Origin of the sequence: Brevibacterium iodinum ATCC 49514 (assembly GCF_900169265.1) — a bacterium.
GTDB classification, from domain to species: domain Bacteria; phylum Actinomycetota; class Actinomycetes; order Actinomycetales; family Brevibacteriaceae; genus Brevibacterium; species Brevibacterium iodinum.
This window is the reverse complement of record NZ_FXYX01000001.1, coordinates 87,822-103,499: the sequence shown is the minus strand read 5'-3', so window position 1 is coordinate 103,499 and position 15,678 is coordinate 87,822. Positions and strand designations below refer to the sequence as shown.

The following is a 15,678-nucleotide window of genomic DNA, read 5'->3' as shown; positions in this document are numbered from 1 at the left end:
GCACTGGCACCACCTCTGCGCGGGGCCCAATCTGAACTTTCGCCCAGAGCATGACGAATTGCTGGCACTCAAGTTGACCGAGTGCTAAGAGCGTTCTAGAGTCAGAATTAGCACTAGCACTCATTGAGTGCCAGTTTCATGAGACGGTCGAATCGCTCGGCACCCGCGACGACGAGAGGTTCATGGCATAAGCCGCCGTCTGACTCGATGAAATAGAACCCAGCGAAGGGAGAGGGCCCGATATGTCGGTCTCCATCAAGCCACTCGAAGATCGGATTGTCATCCGTCAGGTCGAAGCAGAACAGACCACCGCCAGTGGTCTGGTCATTCCCGAAACCGCCAAGGAAAAGCCTCAGGAAGGCGAAGTTGTCGCAGTGGGCCCGGGCCGCGTTGCTGACAACGGAAACCGCGTGCCGGTCGACGTCGCCGTCGGCGACAAGGTCATCTACTCCAAGTACGGAGGCACCGAAGTCAAGTACGCAGGCGAAGAGTTCCTCGTGCTTTCGGCTCGCGACGTGCTCGCCGTCATCGGCTGAATCCCCTGAACAACTACGTCACTGACAGGAGGACGAATGCCTAAGACTCTGGAATTCAACGACGAAGCTCGTCGTGCACTCGAAAAGGGTGTCAACACCCTGGCCGACACCGTCAAGGTGACGCTGGGACCCAAGGGCCGCAACGTCGTGCTCGACAAGAAGTGGGGCGCTCCCACGATCACGAACGACGGTGTGACCATCGCTCGTGAGGTCGAGGTCGACGACCCTTACGAGAACCTCGGCGCACAGCTGGCCAAGGAAGTCGCCACCAAGACCAACGACATCGCCGGTGACGGAACCACCACCGCGACCGTCCTCGCTCAGGCCTTCGTCAACGAAGGACTGCGCAACGTTGCAGCAGGTGCCGCTCCCGGACAGCTGAAGCGCGGCATCGAGACCGCCGTCGAGGCTGTCTCGCAGCAGCTGGGCACGATCGCCCGCGACGTGGCCGACTCCTCGGAGATCGCACACGTCGCCGGTCTGTCGGCTCAGTCGCCTGAGATCGGCAAGCTCATCGCCGATGCCTTCGACAAGGTGGGCAAGGACGGCGTCATCACGATCGACGAGTCGCAGGCCGCGTCCGTCGAACTCGAGATCACCGAAGGAATGCAGTTCGACAAGGGCTTCCTGTCGCCGCACTTCGTGACCGATGCCGATCGCCAGGAGGCTGTGCTCTCTGACGCGCTCATCCTTATCAACCAGGGCAAGATCTCCAACATCCAGGAGCTCCTGCCCGTCCTCGAGAAGGTGCAGCAGGCCGGCAAGCCGCTGTTCATCATCGCCGAGGACATCGAGGGAGAAGCTCTGTCGACCCTGGTCGTCAACAAGCTGCGCGGAATCATCAACGTCGCCGCCGTCAAGGCTCCCGGCTTCGGTGACCGCCGCAAGGCCATCCTCGAGGACCTCGCCGTCCTCACCGGTGGCCAGGTCGTCACCCCGGACATGGGCATGAAGCTCGACCAGGTCACCCTGGAAGAGCTCGGCAACGCCCGCACCATCACCGTCACCAAGGACAACACCACCATCATCGATGGTGCCGGTGCCGACGATGCTGTTGCCGGTCGTGTCGCTCAGATCCGCGCCGAGGTCGAAAATACCGATTCCGATTGGGACCGCGAGAAGCTGCAGGAGCGCTTGGCCAAGCTCTCCGGCGGAGTCGCCGTCATCAAGGTCGGCGCCGCCACCGAGGTGGAGCTCAAGGAGCGCAAGCACCGCGTCGAAGACGCCGTGTCCGCTACTCGAGCCGCCATCGAAGAGGGTGTCGTCGCCGGCGGTGGATCGGCTCTGATCCACGCTGCGAAGGTCCTCGACGGCAACGACCTCGGACTGTCCGGTGACGCACTCACCGGTGCCGAGATCGTCAAGCGCGGAGTCGTCCAGCCGCTGCGCTGGATCGCCGCCAACGCGGGCCAGGACGGCTACGTCGTCGTCGCCAAGGTCCAGGACCTCGAGTCCGGCCAGGGCTACAACGCCGCCATCGACGAATACGGCGACCTCATCGGCGCCGGAATCATCGACCCCGTCAAGGTCACCCGTTCGGCGCTGCGCAACGCCGCTTCGATCGCCGCCCTGGTTCTCACCACCGAGACCCTGGTCGTCGAGAAGAAGGAAGACGAGGACGAGGACTGAGCCATTCGCTCGGACTGAGTCATCTCTGACCACGACAGTGGCCCGGAACATCACGTTCCGGGCCACTGTTGTATTCATCGGCGTATTCACCCTCACCGAGGCGGCCGCCGCTTTTTCAACGCATTCTGAGTGGCTGTATCCGAGCCTGACCTCGGCGTCGGCTTGAACGCGAACGTATTCACCTCGGAGACAGGTGCTGTTCACGAGCGAACGCATCGCTGTCGTTATAGTGATCGGAACATTCGATTGAAGTTCTGCAGTGCATGACGTGAACAAGGGATCCATGAAGAGAATTACGATGATCGGCGACGTAGGCTGGAGCCGGTTCTACCATCTCGGCGATGAGGCCATGACCGAACTGGCCATCGATGCGCTCCGTGCCCGTTCGGACATCGCCATCACGCTCATTGCCGGTGAACCTGAGCACGCGATCGATATGTACGGTGCCGACGCTGTCAAGCGTATCGGGTTCAAGCGCGACCGGCGTCCGAATGCCTCACGGATGGCGAAAGTACTCGACTATGTCGGTGGAGATCGGGAAGCGCTCAAGGCAGACGACCCAGCGATTGACGTCATTGAGGCAGTCCGGGAGTCCGATGCTGTCCTCATTGCGGGTGGTGGCAACCTTAACTCGATGTTCGCCCATCACATCTATGAGCGTGCGACCCTGGCGAAGATCGCTCGCGCCCTCGGCAAACCGTATGCGTTGACCAGTCAGACGCTGGGCCCGCTCATCTACGACGAAGATCGGGACATCGTTCACGACCTCCTCGCCGAAGCGGAGTTCGTCGGAACTCGAGAGAGCTACACGACTCACCTCGTTGACGACCTCGGACGAGGTTCGGCCACGGTGCGTCGTCAGGTCGACGACGCGTTCTCATTGACAGCGCGCGACGAGGACCGGTTTACCGTATCGGATCTGTCCGAGCATCCGTTCATCCTGGCGAGCTTCGCCGAGAAGGCCTCGACCCCGATGCTCAGCGATGACGACTATCACGCACGACTGGCGGAACTCACCCGTCGGCTCGCCGAGGATACCGGCCTGCGGGTGCTGCTTGTGCCGCACGGCGGGGCACTGCCACCAGCGCCGGAGACGAGAGATCAGCTCACCGACCTGAAGATCGCTCGGGCCAGCGGCCATGCTGAGGTCGTTCCCACCCGGATGCTCACCGCACGAGAGCTCATCGCCCTGACAGAGCAGGCCCAACTGGTCGTCGGGACCCGGTACCACGCGGCGATCTTCGCCGGAGCTGCGGGCGTTCCCTTCATCTCGTTGGCCCCCAACCTCTATTCGTCCATCCGCATGCGCGGAGCCGCGGAGAACGTCGGTATGGAGGACTACGTGCTGCCGCTCGATTCGGTCGACGACATTGTGGCAACTGCGGTCGGCGCGGTGGAGGACCGAGGCGAGCTCACGAACCGACTGCGTTCGCAGTCGCAGAAGCGCCGCGCCGAGCATCGGGAGTGGTGGGACTTCGTCGTGGCGAAGACGCTGGGCGACACTCCCGGAGCGGCGGAGTCCGAAGCACCCGGCTTCTTTCACGCCGATGTGATCGACAACCCTTACGTCGACAACATCGGCGTTGTCCGCGAACGTCTCAACGCCGTCCAGAACTATGGGCTGGTGATGGCGCTCAAGGACCGGAAGGCGGCACGGTTGAATGAAGAGGTGCAGGCGGTGAAGTCGCAGCTGCAGCGCGTACGCACCGAACGCGACGAGGCACGCCGACGTGATGAGCGGCGCGAGGCAGAGCCTGCCGTCCGAACAGCGCGACGTGTCGAGAGTGCGAGCCGACAGTCTGCAGACTTCGCCCGCCGCGCATATCGCCGGCTGCGTTCCGCGCGCAGGTAGGCTCAAGGGCCTCTTGCGCGCAGGATCCCACTTTCGACACACCCTGCTCTGAAATGCACACTGAAGTACCTGAGCAATTCAGAGACAGGTGTACAAAAAGCCTGAAGCCACTGTGACCCAATCGTGGTTGCGCGCTTGGTGCCGTCTAGGGCGTGCTCGGGCATGGGCTGTGTCGGTGTTGTCGGCTTGGTGCACGCGCGCGAGGCCTGGACGATGGGCGCTCAGGCGGGGCGTGTTCAAGCGCGGTCGCTCTCGAGCCGAGTGCGAAGGCGGGGGCATGTTCAGGCGCGGTCGCTCACGAGTTGAGTGCGCAGGGGGCGAGGTCGGCTCGAACCAAGTCGGCATCGCGGTCGAACTCGACGTCGTCGACACCGGGCATGGGATAGAGAGTGGAGACCACCTCGGCGCCGGTGCCGTTGGCGAGTATCCGCAGGGGATTGTGCACGATCGTGCCGTCGGGGAAGATCACATCGTGATCGAGGATGCCCAGCTCCGTGTGCGGGCCGAAGCGGACTTCGACCTCACCCATCGGGGAATCCGTGATCCAGTGACCGCCCGCCTCGCGGATTCCGTTGCTCAGTCCTGCGGCCCAGGCCGGAAGGTTCGCGGGATCGCGGGCTAAGGCGGCCACCTCGGCGGGGGAGGCGTCGATGGACCTCGATAGGGGGAGAGCCGGATTCGTCATCTCGCAAGTGGACCACAAGAGAAGCCGTGCGGCCAGAGCACCCGCTGTACACAGCTCGCTCACACCTACTGGCCAGTCGCTTTTCATGTTTCTGAGCGCTGATCCTCGTTAGTCTGGAAATGACAGCTTGCACCGACGCATGGGGAATCTATGACCACCGGCCCGACGATGCCCATCGCCCGACTTCGCGACGTTTCGAAGGTCTTCGATCCGAAAGGGGCAGCGGTCACGGCTCTCAGCGGGGTCAGCCTCGACATCGCACCGGCCAAGCTGACCGCGGTGATGGGGCCCTCGGGATCCGGGAAGTCAACACTCATGCACGTCCTCGCCGGACTGGACCGACCCACATCGGGCACGGTCCACCTCGGCGAACAGGAGATCACGAAGCTGCGCGACGACGACCTCACCGCCCTGCGCCGGCGCCGGATCGGGTTCGTCTTCCAAGCGTTCAACCTCGTGCCCACGCTCACCGTCAAGGAGAACATCCGGCTGCCCTTCGAACTCGACGATCGTCGGCCGGGTGCCGACGAGCGTGCCTGGATCTCCACGGTCGTTCACCGCCTGGGGTTGGAAGACCGACTCAAACACCACCCCAACGAACTCTCCGGCGGCCAGCAGCAGCGCACTGCCATCGCCCGGGCGCTCGCAACCCGCCCCGATATCCTCTTCGCCGACGAACCGACCGGCAATCTTGATGCGAAGTCCGGCCGCGAAGTCATGGCGATCATGGTCGAGGCCGTCCGCGACTTCGGCCAATCGATCGTGCTCGTCACCCACGACCCGATCGTCGCCGCCCACGCCGACCGCGTCGTCTTCATCGCTGACGGCACCCCGGTGACGGAACTGAACGACACCATCACCGCCGAAGCGATCGCCTCGACCATGCTCGACATCGACGAACGCGCCGACACTGCGGTGAGCCGATGAACCCGCTGCGCGAAATCAGGACAAACCCGCGGCAGTTCTTCCCCAGCGTCCTCGTCGTCTTCATCGCCGCCCTCTTCGGCACCGCAATCATGCAGGGCATCGCGATTCTCACGGCATGGCTGTCGTCAGAGAAGATCATCGCCGAGTCCGAGACCGCGCAGAACTTCCTCTCGATGATCGGTGTCACCTTCTTCCTCATCGCCCTCTTCGTCTCCGCGATCGTCATCGCGAACACGTTCTCGATCATCATCGCCGGTCGCAGCCGCCAGCTGGCTCTGCTGCGCCTCATCGGTGCGTCGTCGAAACGGCTGCGCAGGGCCGCCTCGGTGGAGGGACTGATCATCTCCGTCCCCGCCGCGGTGCTCGCCTTCGCGGCATCGACCGGACTGGCGTGTGTGGCACAGAACTACCTCGGCAACGCCATCACCGAGGAGGTCGCCCTCCTCACCCCGACCATGGCCGTTCCCGCGCTCGCCACCATCATCGTGACCTGGCTGTCGGCGTACCTGGGTGCGCGCCGCATCACCGGAATCTCACCGATCGAGGCGACCTCGCAGGCGGTGGAGCTCCGGCCCGAGGATGCCCGGGCCTCACTCGGCGGACTCACCGCCTCGCTGATTCTGCTGTCCATGGGGCTGACGTTCCTCGTCAATTCCGTGATCGGGGCCGCCGATCATCGGGTCAGCGTGATCAGCGTGGTGCTCACCGCATTCGGCTCGAGCCTGACATTCCTCGGCGTCATCATCGGCCATCCGTGGATCCTGCCGCCCCTGCAGTCGGCGATGGGCTGGCTGTGCGGGCGCACCGCGGTGTCCCGGTTGGCCGCCTCGACGATCGCCCGCCATCCCACTCGGAACGCGCGCACGGTCATCGGACTCGTCATCGGCATCACGCTCATCGTCATGTTCGCTACCGCCATGACGACCTTCCGCGATCAGCTGCTGCGGTATGCCAGGTCGCTCGGCGAGGAAGGGTGGGGCGGCCTCGAGGACGCGCTGGCCACCGTCATCGACAAGTCGATGCTGTTCGCGCTGACCCTCATCCTCTTCTCCGTGATCATCGCCATCATCGGCGTCGCGCACACACTCATGCTCTCCGTGCGTCAGCGCACTCAGGAGATCGGGCTGCTCATGGCGCTCGGCCAGACCCCGAAGCGCGTGCGTCGGATGATCACCGCTGAAGGCTTGCAGCTGAGCCTGACCGCCTGCGCGGTCGCCGTCCCGTTGGGCATCGGCTTCGGGTGGGTCGGCGCACTGACCCTGCTCTCGCCCCTGCTCGGCCTCTTCGCACCGAGCGTGCCCTGGATAGTCGTCATCGCCGTCATCGTCTGCACCCTCATCGCCGTATTCGTCGCCAGCCGCGAACCCGCCCGCGCGGCCACCTCGATCAGTCCCGTCGAGGCGCTCGAAGCTGTGTGAGGTCCGGGAACCGAGGACGGTTCCGCAGCCTGGCGGATCGCCTCGCCGAGGCGGGACCGGAGGGGTGCCGCTCAGCCGGCAGCCACCTCGCTGCGCAGCTTGTGCTTGAGCAGCTTGCCTGAGGGGTTGCGCGGCAGTTCATCGACGGTCAGTACTTCGCGCGGCAGCTTGTAGCGGGCGAGCTTGTCGGCCAGGTGGTCGCGCAGCTCTTCGACACCGAAGTCCTCACCATCGGTGGTCGTGATGAAGGCGACGACCTGCTCGCCCCACTGCGGATCCGGCTTCGCCACCACCGCGACGTCGGCGACCCGCTCGTGAGTGATGACGGCCTCCTCGACCTCGAGGGAGAATACATTCTCGCCGCCGACGATGATGACGTCCTTCGAGCGGTCGACGATATAGAGATACCCGTCCTCGTCGAGCCGGGCGAGATCACCGGTCTTGTACCACTCGCCCTCGAAGGCCGCCTCGGTGGCTTGGGGATTGCGGAGGTATTCGCGCATCCGGGTGTCACCGGCGAACCAGATCTCGCCGGTCTCCCCGGGACCTGCCTCGGCACCGTCGGCCGTGACCACGCGCATGGCGTTGCCGACCATGGCATGCCTGCCGACGGACCCGGCCTTGCGGAGCTGGTCCTCAGGTCCGAGAAGACATCCGGTCGGACCCATCTCGGACATTCCGAAGAGGTTGTAGAACTGGTTCGTGCCGTAGGCCTCGACGAGCATGGCGGCCGTCGAGCGGTCGATCGGGGCGCCGCCGTAGTTCCACCGCCGGATGGATGAGAAGTCATAGTCGGCGAAGTCGAGGCCGAGCTTCTTCGCGGTCATGATCGGCGCGACATAGGCGACGGTGGGTCCGAAGAACGTCGTGATCTGTTCCGCCGCGATGATCTGCATCGAGTCCACCGGGTGGTACGCCCGCTGGAGGACGACCGTTCCACCCATCTGGATGGTGGGGATGAGGGCGATGTTCAGCGGCGCCGAATGCCAGATCGGCATGCAGATGAGGTACCGGTCGTCGTCGCGGTAATCCATGTTGAGGTTGATGAGAGTGCCGACTTGGAAGATATTGCGGTGCGAATGCACGCATCCCTTCGGCGAGCTCGTCGTGCCGGAGGTGTAGAGGATCTGCGCGACCTGTTCATCGGTGAAGTCCCCGGGGTCGGCCTCGGTCGCGGCATCGAGCTGGACATCGAAGCTGCCCGGGGCGCTGGGTTCTGTCTCCAGCCAGGTGATGTCCGGTGCCCCGGCCCGCGCGACTTCGGCGAGCTCGGTGCTGACGATGCCGAGCTTCGCTCCCGAATGCTCGAGCGTGTACTTGACCTCTGGGGGCTGGAACTTGTGATTGACCGGTACGACGGTCGCACCGAGGTACCACGCGCCGAAAGCTCCGAAGACGAACCCCGGGACATTCACCGTCATGATGCCCACGGCGTCGCCGGGCCGGATTCCGTTGTCGCTGAGCACCTGCGCCGCCTTGAGCGCCCGGTGCCGCAGCTCGGCGTAGGTGAAGCGCTGATCCTCATAGACCAGGGCTTCCTTGTCCGGGTTCCGCAGGACGGTGGTGTCGAGCATGGTTCCGAGCTTCATTGCTTCTCCTTGTGACGAGTGTCATACTGAGAACAATTGAACCACGATTCATTTCTTTGTGGAAGCGACGTCACCACAGTGATGAAACGTGGAAGAAGCCGATGACTTCCGGGACCGTCCGCCGCTGGTGTCCCTTCGGTGGTCATCTGTCGGTGACAGACCTTCTGACGATCCGAGGTGAGGATGGCGTATCGCGAAACCCAGCGCACTCGGGCCAATGCCGAGGCGCGTCGGGCCGGCATCGAACGCGCCACTCGACATGTCATTGCCCGCGGAGGATTCGCCTCGGCGAGTGTGGCCGCGGTTGCCGTCGAGGCCGATTGCAGTGCCGGGTCGATCTACACGTACTTCAGCAGCCGAGACGAGCTGCTGCGGCTGGTCTTCGCGCAGGCGGCAGGCCACGAGCTGGAGGTCATCGCCGGTACCGTCGCCGAGGCGGCCACGGCCTCGCAGATCGCCGAATCGACTGTCGAGGTCTTCGTTCGCCGCGCCGTGGCCGGCCGCAGGCTCGCCCACGCGCTGCTGCTCGAAGAGGTTCCCGAGCCTGTGCAGAGCGAACGACTGCGGCTGCGCCGCGGATATGTCGCCGCCATCGGGGCAGCCCTGGACCGGGCGGGCGGCACGCAGATCCCCGCCGAGGTGGTCGCCCGTTCGATCGTCGGAAGCGTCGGAGAGAACCTCGTCGACATCCTCGACCCGGCGGCCCCGAATCCGAGCCCGACGGAGATCGAGACTCTCATCAGGGCACTGACCACGTTCACCCGATCCGCTTTAGGAGAACCATGACCACCACGCCCGACACCACCGCGAACACTGCAGTCACACGTTCCGCAGAACCCACGTCGGAACCCTCCACCCCACGGACGACGCATACCGTGTTCAACCAAGCGCCGCCTCGGCGAGATATCAACGAGTTCTCGCTGAATACGGCCCTGAAAGACGCGCTCGCCCACTATGCGCCGGGTGCCTCGCGCGATGAGCTTGAGCGCATCGGGGCGCTCGTCGGCAGCGCCGATTTCATCAACGACGCACGCTTGGTCAACGTCCACGGGCCGGTGCTGCGGACCCACGACGACTGGGGCAATCGCGTCGACGAGATCGAATTCCACCCGGCTTACCACCGGATCATCGGCGATGCACTCGACGCGGAGGCGCACTCGTATGCCTGGACTCATCCCGGGCCGGGAGCCAACGTCGAGCGTGCCGCGCGGTTCATGCTCTTCTCCCAGATCGAACCCGGCCATGCCTGCCCCGTGTCGATGACGCACGCGGTCGTGCCGTCCCTGCGCGTCGATTCCGCTCTCGCCGATTTCTGGGTGCCGCGTGCCACCGCCGCCGGGTACGATCCGCGGAGGGTCGACCCGGCGACGAAGTCCGCAGCGACGTTCGGTATGGCCATGACGGAGAAACAGGGCGGATCGGACATCCGCGCGAACACCACCGCTGCGGTCCCGTCCGGAGACCACTACCTCATCACCGGCCACAAGTGGTTCTGTTCGGCTCCGCAGTCGGACGCATTCCTCGTCATCGCCCAACTCGATGAGGGGCCGAGCTGCTTCGTCGTACCCCGTGTGCTGCCCGGCGGTGGCCTCAATTCGGTGCGCATCCAGCGGCTCAAGGACAAGCTGGGAAACAGATCCAACGCCTCCTCTGAAGTCGAGTTCGACGCCACCCAGGGGTGGCTGCTCGGGCAGGCCGGCAAGGGGGTGCGCACGATCATCGAAATGGTGGCTCAGACTCGACTCGACTGCGTCCTCGGTTCGACGGCGGGGATGCGCCAGTGCGTCGCCGAGGCGGTCTGGCACGCCCGTGGGCGCGCGGCCTTCGGCGCCAAGCTCATCGACCAGCCGCTCATGCGCGCCGTCATCGCCGACCTCCAACTGGAGGCGGAGGCAGCCACCTTCACCGCGCTGCACCTAGCCGCGGCCTATGATGACGACAGCGCCGAGGCGGCCGACTTCCGCCGCCTGGCGACGGCCGTCGGCAAGTATTGGATCTGCAAACGCGGCCCCGAACATGCCTACGAGGCGCTCGAATGCCTCGGCGGCAACGGCTACACAGAGTCCTTCCCGTTGGCCCGCCGCTACCGGGAGCAGCCGGTGATGGCGGTGTGGGAAGGCTCAGGCAACGTCATCGTCCTCGACGTGCTGCGCGCCTTGGCTCGCGAGCCGCGGAGTGCGAAGACGTTCCTCGGCTTCCTCGAGACCGGTTTGGGCAAACACGCTGATTTCGACGCGGCTTACGAGTCGCTGGCCCGGTCATTGCAGCACGCGGCGCAGGATCTGGGCTCCGGGGATGCGGCAGCACAGGCGTCGCTGCAGGCCAGAGGCCGAGCTCTCGTGGAGAAGATGGCGCTGCTCATGCAGGCGGCGATCCTGTTCGAATCCGCCCCGGACGAGGTGGCGGCCAGTTTTGCCGCGGCCCGACTCGGTGCCGACCGGGGCCGCGAATACGGCGCCCTGCCGGACGGAGTCGACATCGACTTCCTCATCAACCGGGCGTGAGAGTCGGCGGTAACATTGGCGAACAGCCCAGTTTGAGTTGATTAGCCCAGTTTCTAACATGGGCTATTCAACGCGAACTGGGCTGCAGAGGGTGCGGGACTCAAGCGCGGGTGAAACTGAAACGCCCGCAGGCGTCGAGGCAGGAGTTCAGTCGCGGCGGTGCGCGGAGACGCACCGGCGGCGGTCGACGCGCATGACCCGGCCGCGGTTGCGCAGGCGGCGCTGAACCCAGTCCGGCGGGCCGTCGAAGTCCGGACGGGGAGTGCGGGTGACGACAGCCGGTTTGTTTTCGAGAGCGAACGAATCGGCCTCCCACTCCGGAGTGCGGCGGGCCCCGAACTCGGAGGCTTCGATGAACGCCCGGAATTCCTCGACCAGCCGCTCCTGCATGTCATAGAGGCTCTCATCATTTCCGGGGAAATCGAGGAGGACTTCAATGGCCTCCCCGGCGACGACGATCCGCGCGATGAGCCGCCTTTCGTCGTCGCTGTCGCGAAGCAACGCGATGCTGTCCCACTCGTAGTTGGCGAACATGCCGAGGACAATCGGCGTGACGACCTTCTCGCAGAGGACTTCCTGCGTGAGTTCGATGCGGTCCATGTGTCCCACCATAGGCCCCGATTCGTCGGGAATTCGAAGGTGTCTCGGAGTTTTGCGGAAACCGGGGCCGATCTGCGGTATTCGGCAGACTTCGTGCGGTTCCGCGCCACTGCATTCGCGACCGCGACGACGATTCCGGATCCTGCCTCCGGAATTGTGGGATCGGCTGCACGGTTGCGGGAGCCTGCCGCTTAGACTTGGCCCCATGCCGCGCAGTCCGCTCCCGCCCCGAGAAGGAATCTCGGCGACCGCGCTTCGCGCCCCCGGCGGCAAGGCCACCCATGCGAAGAATCACCTGCCCGTTCCCGATTCGATCGGTCAGTGGCTCGAATCCGAATTCCCCGAGGCAGCCCCCGACTCCCGACGGGCGCTGCTGACAGATGGGGACATGCGCGACGAGGCGGGGCTCCCGGTGACCTGGGACGATCCGGTCATTCCCGGCGGGTTCTACTTCTTCCACCGTCCGGTCCCACCCGAAGAGCGGATCCCGTTCGAGGTCGGGATCGTGTTCGAGGACGAGGACCTGATCGTCGTCGACAAACCTCATTTTCTCGCCAGCACCCCGAACGGGCGATTCGTGCGCGAATGCGTCGTCACCCGTCTGCGCGTCGACCTCGGCCAGCCCGACCTCGTCGCCATCCACCGCCTCGACCGGATCACCGCCGGACTGTTGGTCCTGTCGAAACGGCCCGAGACACGCGGCCGCTACCAGCGCCTGTTCCAAGACCGACGAGTCAGCAAAACCTACCGTGCCCTGGCGCCGGCCCCGCCGCCGGAGCTCGAATTCCCACTCGTCCGCGAATCGCGCCTGGTCAAACCTGTGGGCGGCCGGCAGGTCCTCGAAGCCGCAGGGGAGCCGAACGCGGTCAGTCGGATCCGCCTCGTGCGCACCATCGGAGCACGGGGACTCAGCCCCAGCGGGACTCGAGTGGATACGGATGGAGCTGGGCCACCTCGGCGAAGGGGAACTGACAGTGCACCGTCCGAATGGGCGGGAGACGGGGACGAAGGACCGCCTCGGCGAATGGACGCAGTTGCCGAATACGAGTTGAGCCCGGTCACGGGCAAGACGCACCAGCTGCGGGTGCACATGAACGCGCTCGGGCTGCCCATCCTCGGTGATCCGGTCTATCCGGTCGACCTCGCCCCGGACCCCTACGACTTCTCATCACCGCTGCAGCTGTTGGCCGCTGAGATCGCGTTCGATGATCCGCTGACGGGGCTGAGCCGACGGTTCGAGAGCGGACTCGAACTCGATCCTGCTGCGGTCAGCTCCGACCCAGGCGAAACCCGGTAGCCTGGTGTTATGAGTCCACACGCCCCCGGATGCACATCAGAGGCCATCGTCGCCCTTGTCCGCACCCGCATCACCGACGGTGAATACCCGGCAGGAAGCCCGGTCCGTGATGGTGCCTTGGCCAAGGAGTTCAACGTTTCGCGCAACACCGCCCGCGAATCGCTGAGCCTGCTGCGTCACGCCGGGCTGCTCACTCAGGAACCCAACCGGGGCTTCTTCGTCTCCACTTTCGGCATCGACGAGCTCAAGGACCTCTACCGGGCCCGTCGGGTCTTCGAGATCCGCGCTGTCCAGGAATCTCAGGATGCCACCGACGAGGCGATGGCCGCCGTGGAAGCCTCCGTCGTCCGGGCCGAAACCGCACCGAAGAACGAAACGTGGGCCGACGCACAGGAACACTCGGCGTCGTTCCACCGCGCGATCGTCGGCCTCCTCGGTTCACCGCTGCTCGACGAGTTCTACCTCAACCTGATGGCCCGGCTGTCGACGACGTTCTCGCGCTCGCCCGAACCCGGCAAGTACCACTCGCACTGGGCGAACCCGCACCGGGACATCCTCGAGAAGATGAAATCCGGGGACCGGCAGGGAGCCGAAGGACTGCTGCGCATCCACCTCGACGACTCCGAAGCCTCGACCCTCGACCTTGCACGGTCAGTGGGGGAGGGGCGCTAGGGCGAACCCGACGGCAATTCCTGTGTAGCCAGTCTCACAGTGCCCGGTGCTTGGACCCATAGCGGTCGACTCTCTCGCTCCGATAGCATTGAGCCACCGTATCTTCGCGTCGAAAGGCTGTCTTCATGGGAAACCCTGAGCAGGAATCACAGGCCGCAAACGATCCGTTCTCGCTGACGGGACTCACGTATGACGATGTCCTCCTCCTGCCAGGCGACACCGATGTCATCCCCTCCGAAGCCTCCACCGCCTCCCGGCTGACCAAGGAGATCGAGCTCAACATCCCGCTCGTCTCCGCAGCGATGGACACCGTGACCGAATCCCGGATGGCGATCGCCATGGCCCGCATCGGCGGCCTCGGCATCATCCATCGCAACCTCTCCGCCGAGGATCAGGCGAAGCAGGTCGACTACGTCAAGCGCTCCGAATCGGGCATGATCAACGACCCGCTGACGATCACTGCCGACAAGACTCTGGAAGAGCTCGATGAGATCTGCGGAAAGTACCGCATCTCCGGACTGCCCGTCGTCGATGAGAACAATGTGCTCGTCGGCATCGTGACCAACCGCGACCTGCGCTTCGTCACCCGCAGCGAATTTCCCACACGCACCGTCGCCGAGACGATGACGAAGATGCCGCTGGTCACCGCGCCTGTCGGCGTGGCTGCCGAGAAGGCCTTCGAGCTGCTCGCCGAACACAAGGTCGAGAAGCTGCCCCTCGTCGATGACAACAACGTCATCCAGGGCCTCATCACCGTCAAGGACTTCGTCAAGACCGAGGAATACCCGCTGGCCACCAAGGACGACGAAGGCCGCCTGCGCGTCGGTGCCGCCGTCGGGTTCTACGGCGACGCCTATGAGCGCGCAGGAATGCTCGCCGAGGCGGGCGCCGACGTCCTCGTCGTCGACACCGCCAACGGCCACGCCCGCGGAGTCACCGACATGATCAAGAAGATCAAGTCCGACCCGGCGTTCTCCGCCGTGCAGATCATCGGCGGAAACGTCGCTACGAAGGAAGGCGCGCAGGCGCTCGTCGAGGCAGGAGTCGACGCCGTCAAGGTCGGCGTAGGACCCGGATCGATCTGCACCACCCGCGTCGTCGCCGGTGTCGGCGTCCCGCAGGTCACTGCCGTCCACCTCGCTGCTCAGGCCGCTCAGGCCGCCGGGGTGCCGGTCATCGCCGACGGTGGACTCCAGTACTCCGGTGACATCGGCAAGGCCCTGGTCGCCGGTGCTGACACCGTCATGCTCGGCTCCCTGCTGGCCGGATGCAACGAGTCGCCGGGCGAACTCATCTTCGTCAACGGCAAGCAGTACAAGGCCTACCGCGGAATGGGCTCACTGGGTGCGATGGCGCCGCGCAAGGGCAAGTCGTATTCGAAGGACCGCTATTTCCAGGCCGATATCGCCACCGACACCGACCTCATCCCCGAGGGCATCGAAGGCCGAGTCGCTTACCGCGGTCACCTCAAGCAGGTCGCGCACCAGCTCACCGGAGGCCTGCGCCAGACGATGTTCTACGTCGGCGCACGCACCGTCGGTGAGCTCAAGGCCAAGGGCAAGTTCGTCCGCCTGACCACGGCAGGGCTGAAGGAAAGCCACCCGCACGATATCCAGATGACCGTCGAGGCCCCGAACTACGTCGTGAAGTGACTTAGGCAGGCACCTCTGGCTGCGATGCCTCTGGTCAGTGAGAAGCCGCAGCTTCCGCGTTTGCGCGGGAGCTGCGGCTTCTTGCGTGTGCGGCCGGCTGATGGCCCGGGGCGAATTCCTGGCTGTTCAACGGGAAGCTGTGACTCTGCAGCGCCTGCGCGGATTGTTGGGTCGATCCACGGTGTTCTGCGGTCTGAAACCACCGTGGATCGACCCAACAATCCGCGGTCACCGGGACGCACTTGGTCTCACGATGCTGGATGACACACCCCGATGTGACGAATGCCACTCGCTCGTTTTCCGGCCGATGCGCCCGT

13 protein-coding genes are annotated in these 15,678 nt (G+C 64.9%); 10 read left to right on the top strand and 3 right to left on the bottom strand.

What is annotated here, in order from left to right; genetic code table 11:
* The first annotated feature begins 242 nt into the window (after nucleotides 1-242).
* The 3 genes from groES to BI49514_RS00445 all read left to right on the top strand — a co-directional run bounded on the left by groES (nucleotide 243) and on the right by BI49514_RS00445 (nucleotide 4,017).
* Nucleotides 243-536 carry a co-chaperone GroES gene (groES, locus tag BI49514_RS00455; RefSeq protein ID WP_039209993.1) on the top strand — a complete coding sequence of 98 codons (294 nt, stop codon included), beginning with the start codon at nucleotides 243-245 and terminating at the stop codon, nucleotides 534-536.
* 36 nt (nucleotides 537-572) lie between these two features.
* Nucleotides 573-2,165: a chaperonin GroEL gene (gene groL / locus BI49514_RS00450; RefSeq protein ID WP_101543381.1), complete on the top strand. Its 1,593-nt coding sequence runs from the start codon at nucleotides 573-575 to the stop codon at nucleotides 2,163-2,165.
* 283 nt (nucleotides 2,166-2,448) lie between these two features.
* The gene (locus tag BI49514_RS00445; protein WP_145996166.1) at nucleotides 2,449-4,017 is read left to right on the top strand and encodes a polysaccharide pyruvyl transferase family protein; all 1,569 of its coding nucleotides are present in this window, start codon (nucleotides 2,449-2,451) and stop codon (nucleotides 4,015-4,017) included.
* A gap of 295 nt (nucleotides 4,018-4,312) precedes the next feature.
* Here BI49514_RS00445 and BI49514_RS00440 read toward each other — a convergent pair whose 3' ends face one another.
* Entirely contained in the window at nucleotides 4,313-4,702 is a 390-nt protein-coding gene (locus BI49514_RS00440) for an SRPBCC family protein (protein WP_101543377.1), read from the bottom strand.
* A gap of 150 nt (nucleotides 4,703-4,852) precedes the next feature.
* On the opposite strand from BI49514_RS00440, the gene BI49514_RS00435 reads away from it, so the two are divergent.
* Together BI49514_RS00435 and BI49514_RS00430 are read left to right on the top strand one after the other, a co-directional pair.
* The gene (locus BI49514_RS00435; protein WP_101543375.1) at nucleotides 4,853-5,629 is read left to right on the top strand and encodes an ABC transporter ATP-binding protein; all 777 of its coding nucleotides are present in this window, start codon (nucleotides 4,853-4,855) and stop codon (nucleotides 5,627-5,629) included.
* Nucleotides 5,626-7,047: an FtsX-like permease family protein gene (locus BI49514_RS00430; protein ID WP_101543373.1), complete on the top strand. Its 1,422-nt coding sequence runs from the start codon at nucleotides 5,626-5,628 to the stop codon at nucleotides 7,045-7,047. Before BI49514_RS00435 ends, BI49514_RS00430 begins: the two co-directional genes overlap by 4 nt.
* 71 nt (nucleotides 7,048-7,118) lie before the next feature.
* Here BI49514_RS00430 and BI49514_RS00425 read toward each other — a convergent pair whose 3' ends face one another.
* Nucleotides 7,119-8,636 (bottom strand): class I adenylate-forming enzyme family protein, encoded by a 1,518-nt coding sequence (locus tag BI49514_RS00425; RefSeq protein ID WP_101543371.1) that lies wholly within the window; start codon nucleotides 8,634-8,636, stop codon nucleotides 7,119-7,121.
* A 183-nt stretch (nucleotides 8,637-8,819) separates the two neighbouring features.
* On the opposite strand from BI49514_RS00425, the gene BI49514_RS00420 reads away from it, so the two are divergent.
* Together BI49514_RS00420 and BI49514_RS00415 are read left to right on the top strand one after the other, a co-directional pair.
* Entirely contained in the window at nucleotides 8,820-9,422 is a 603-nt protein-coding gene (locus BI49514_RS00420) for a TetR family transcriptional regulator (RefSeq protein WP_101543370.1), read from the top strand.
* Entirely contained in the window at nucleotides 9,419-11,140 is a 1,722-nt protein-coding gene (locus BI49514_RS00415) for an acyl-CoA dehydrogenase family protein (protein WP_101543368.1), read from the top strand. Before BI49514_RS00420 ends, BI49514_RS00415 begins: the two co-directional genes overlap by 4 nt.
* A 147-nt stretch (nucleotides 11,141-11,287) precedes the next feature.
* On the opposite strand, the gene BI49514_RS00410 is transcribed toward BI49514_RS00415, so the two are convergent.
* Nucleotides 11,288-11,740: a hypothetical protein gene (locus BI49514_RS00410; protein ID WP_145996165.1), complete on the bottom strand. Its 453-nt coding sequence runs from the start codon at nucleotides 11,738-11,740 to the stop codon at nucleotides 11,288-11,290.
* A 205-nt stretch (nucleotides 11,741-11,945) separates the two neighbouring features.
* Here BI49514_RS00410 and BI49514_RS00405 point away from each other — a divergent pair, with 205 nt between their 5' ends.
* The 3 genes from BI49514_RS00405 to guaB all read left to right on the top strand — a co-directional run bounded on the left by BI49514_RS00405 (nucleotide 11,946) and on the right by guaB (nucleotide 15,361).
* Nucleotides 11,946-13,037 carry a pseudouridine synthase gene (locus BI49514_RS00405; protein WP_101543364.1) on the top strand — a complete coding sequence of 364 codons (1,092 nt, stop codon included), beginning with the start codon at nucleotides 11,946-11,948 and terminating at the stop codon, nucleotides 13,035-13,037.
* A gap of 9 nt (nucleotides 13,038-13,046) precedes the next feature.
* Entirely contained in the window at nucleotides 13,047-13,709 is a 663-nt protein-coding gene (locus BI49514_RS00400) for a GntR family transcriptional regulator (RefSeq protein WP_025776861.1), read from the top strand.
* A 125-nt stretch (nucleotides 13,710-13,834) separates the two neighbouring features.
* Complete coding sequence (guaB, locus tag BI49514_RS00395; protein WP_101543362.1) at nucleotides 13,835-15,361, top strand: IMP dehydrogenase; 1,527 nt, start codon at nucleotides 13,835-13,837, stop codon at nucleotides 15,359-15,361.
* The last annotated feature ends 317 nt before the right edge of the window (nucleotides 15,362-15,678 follow it).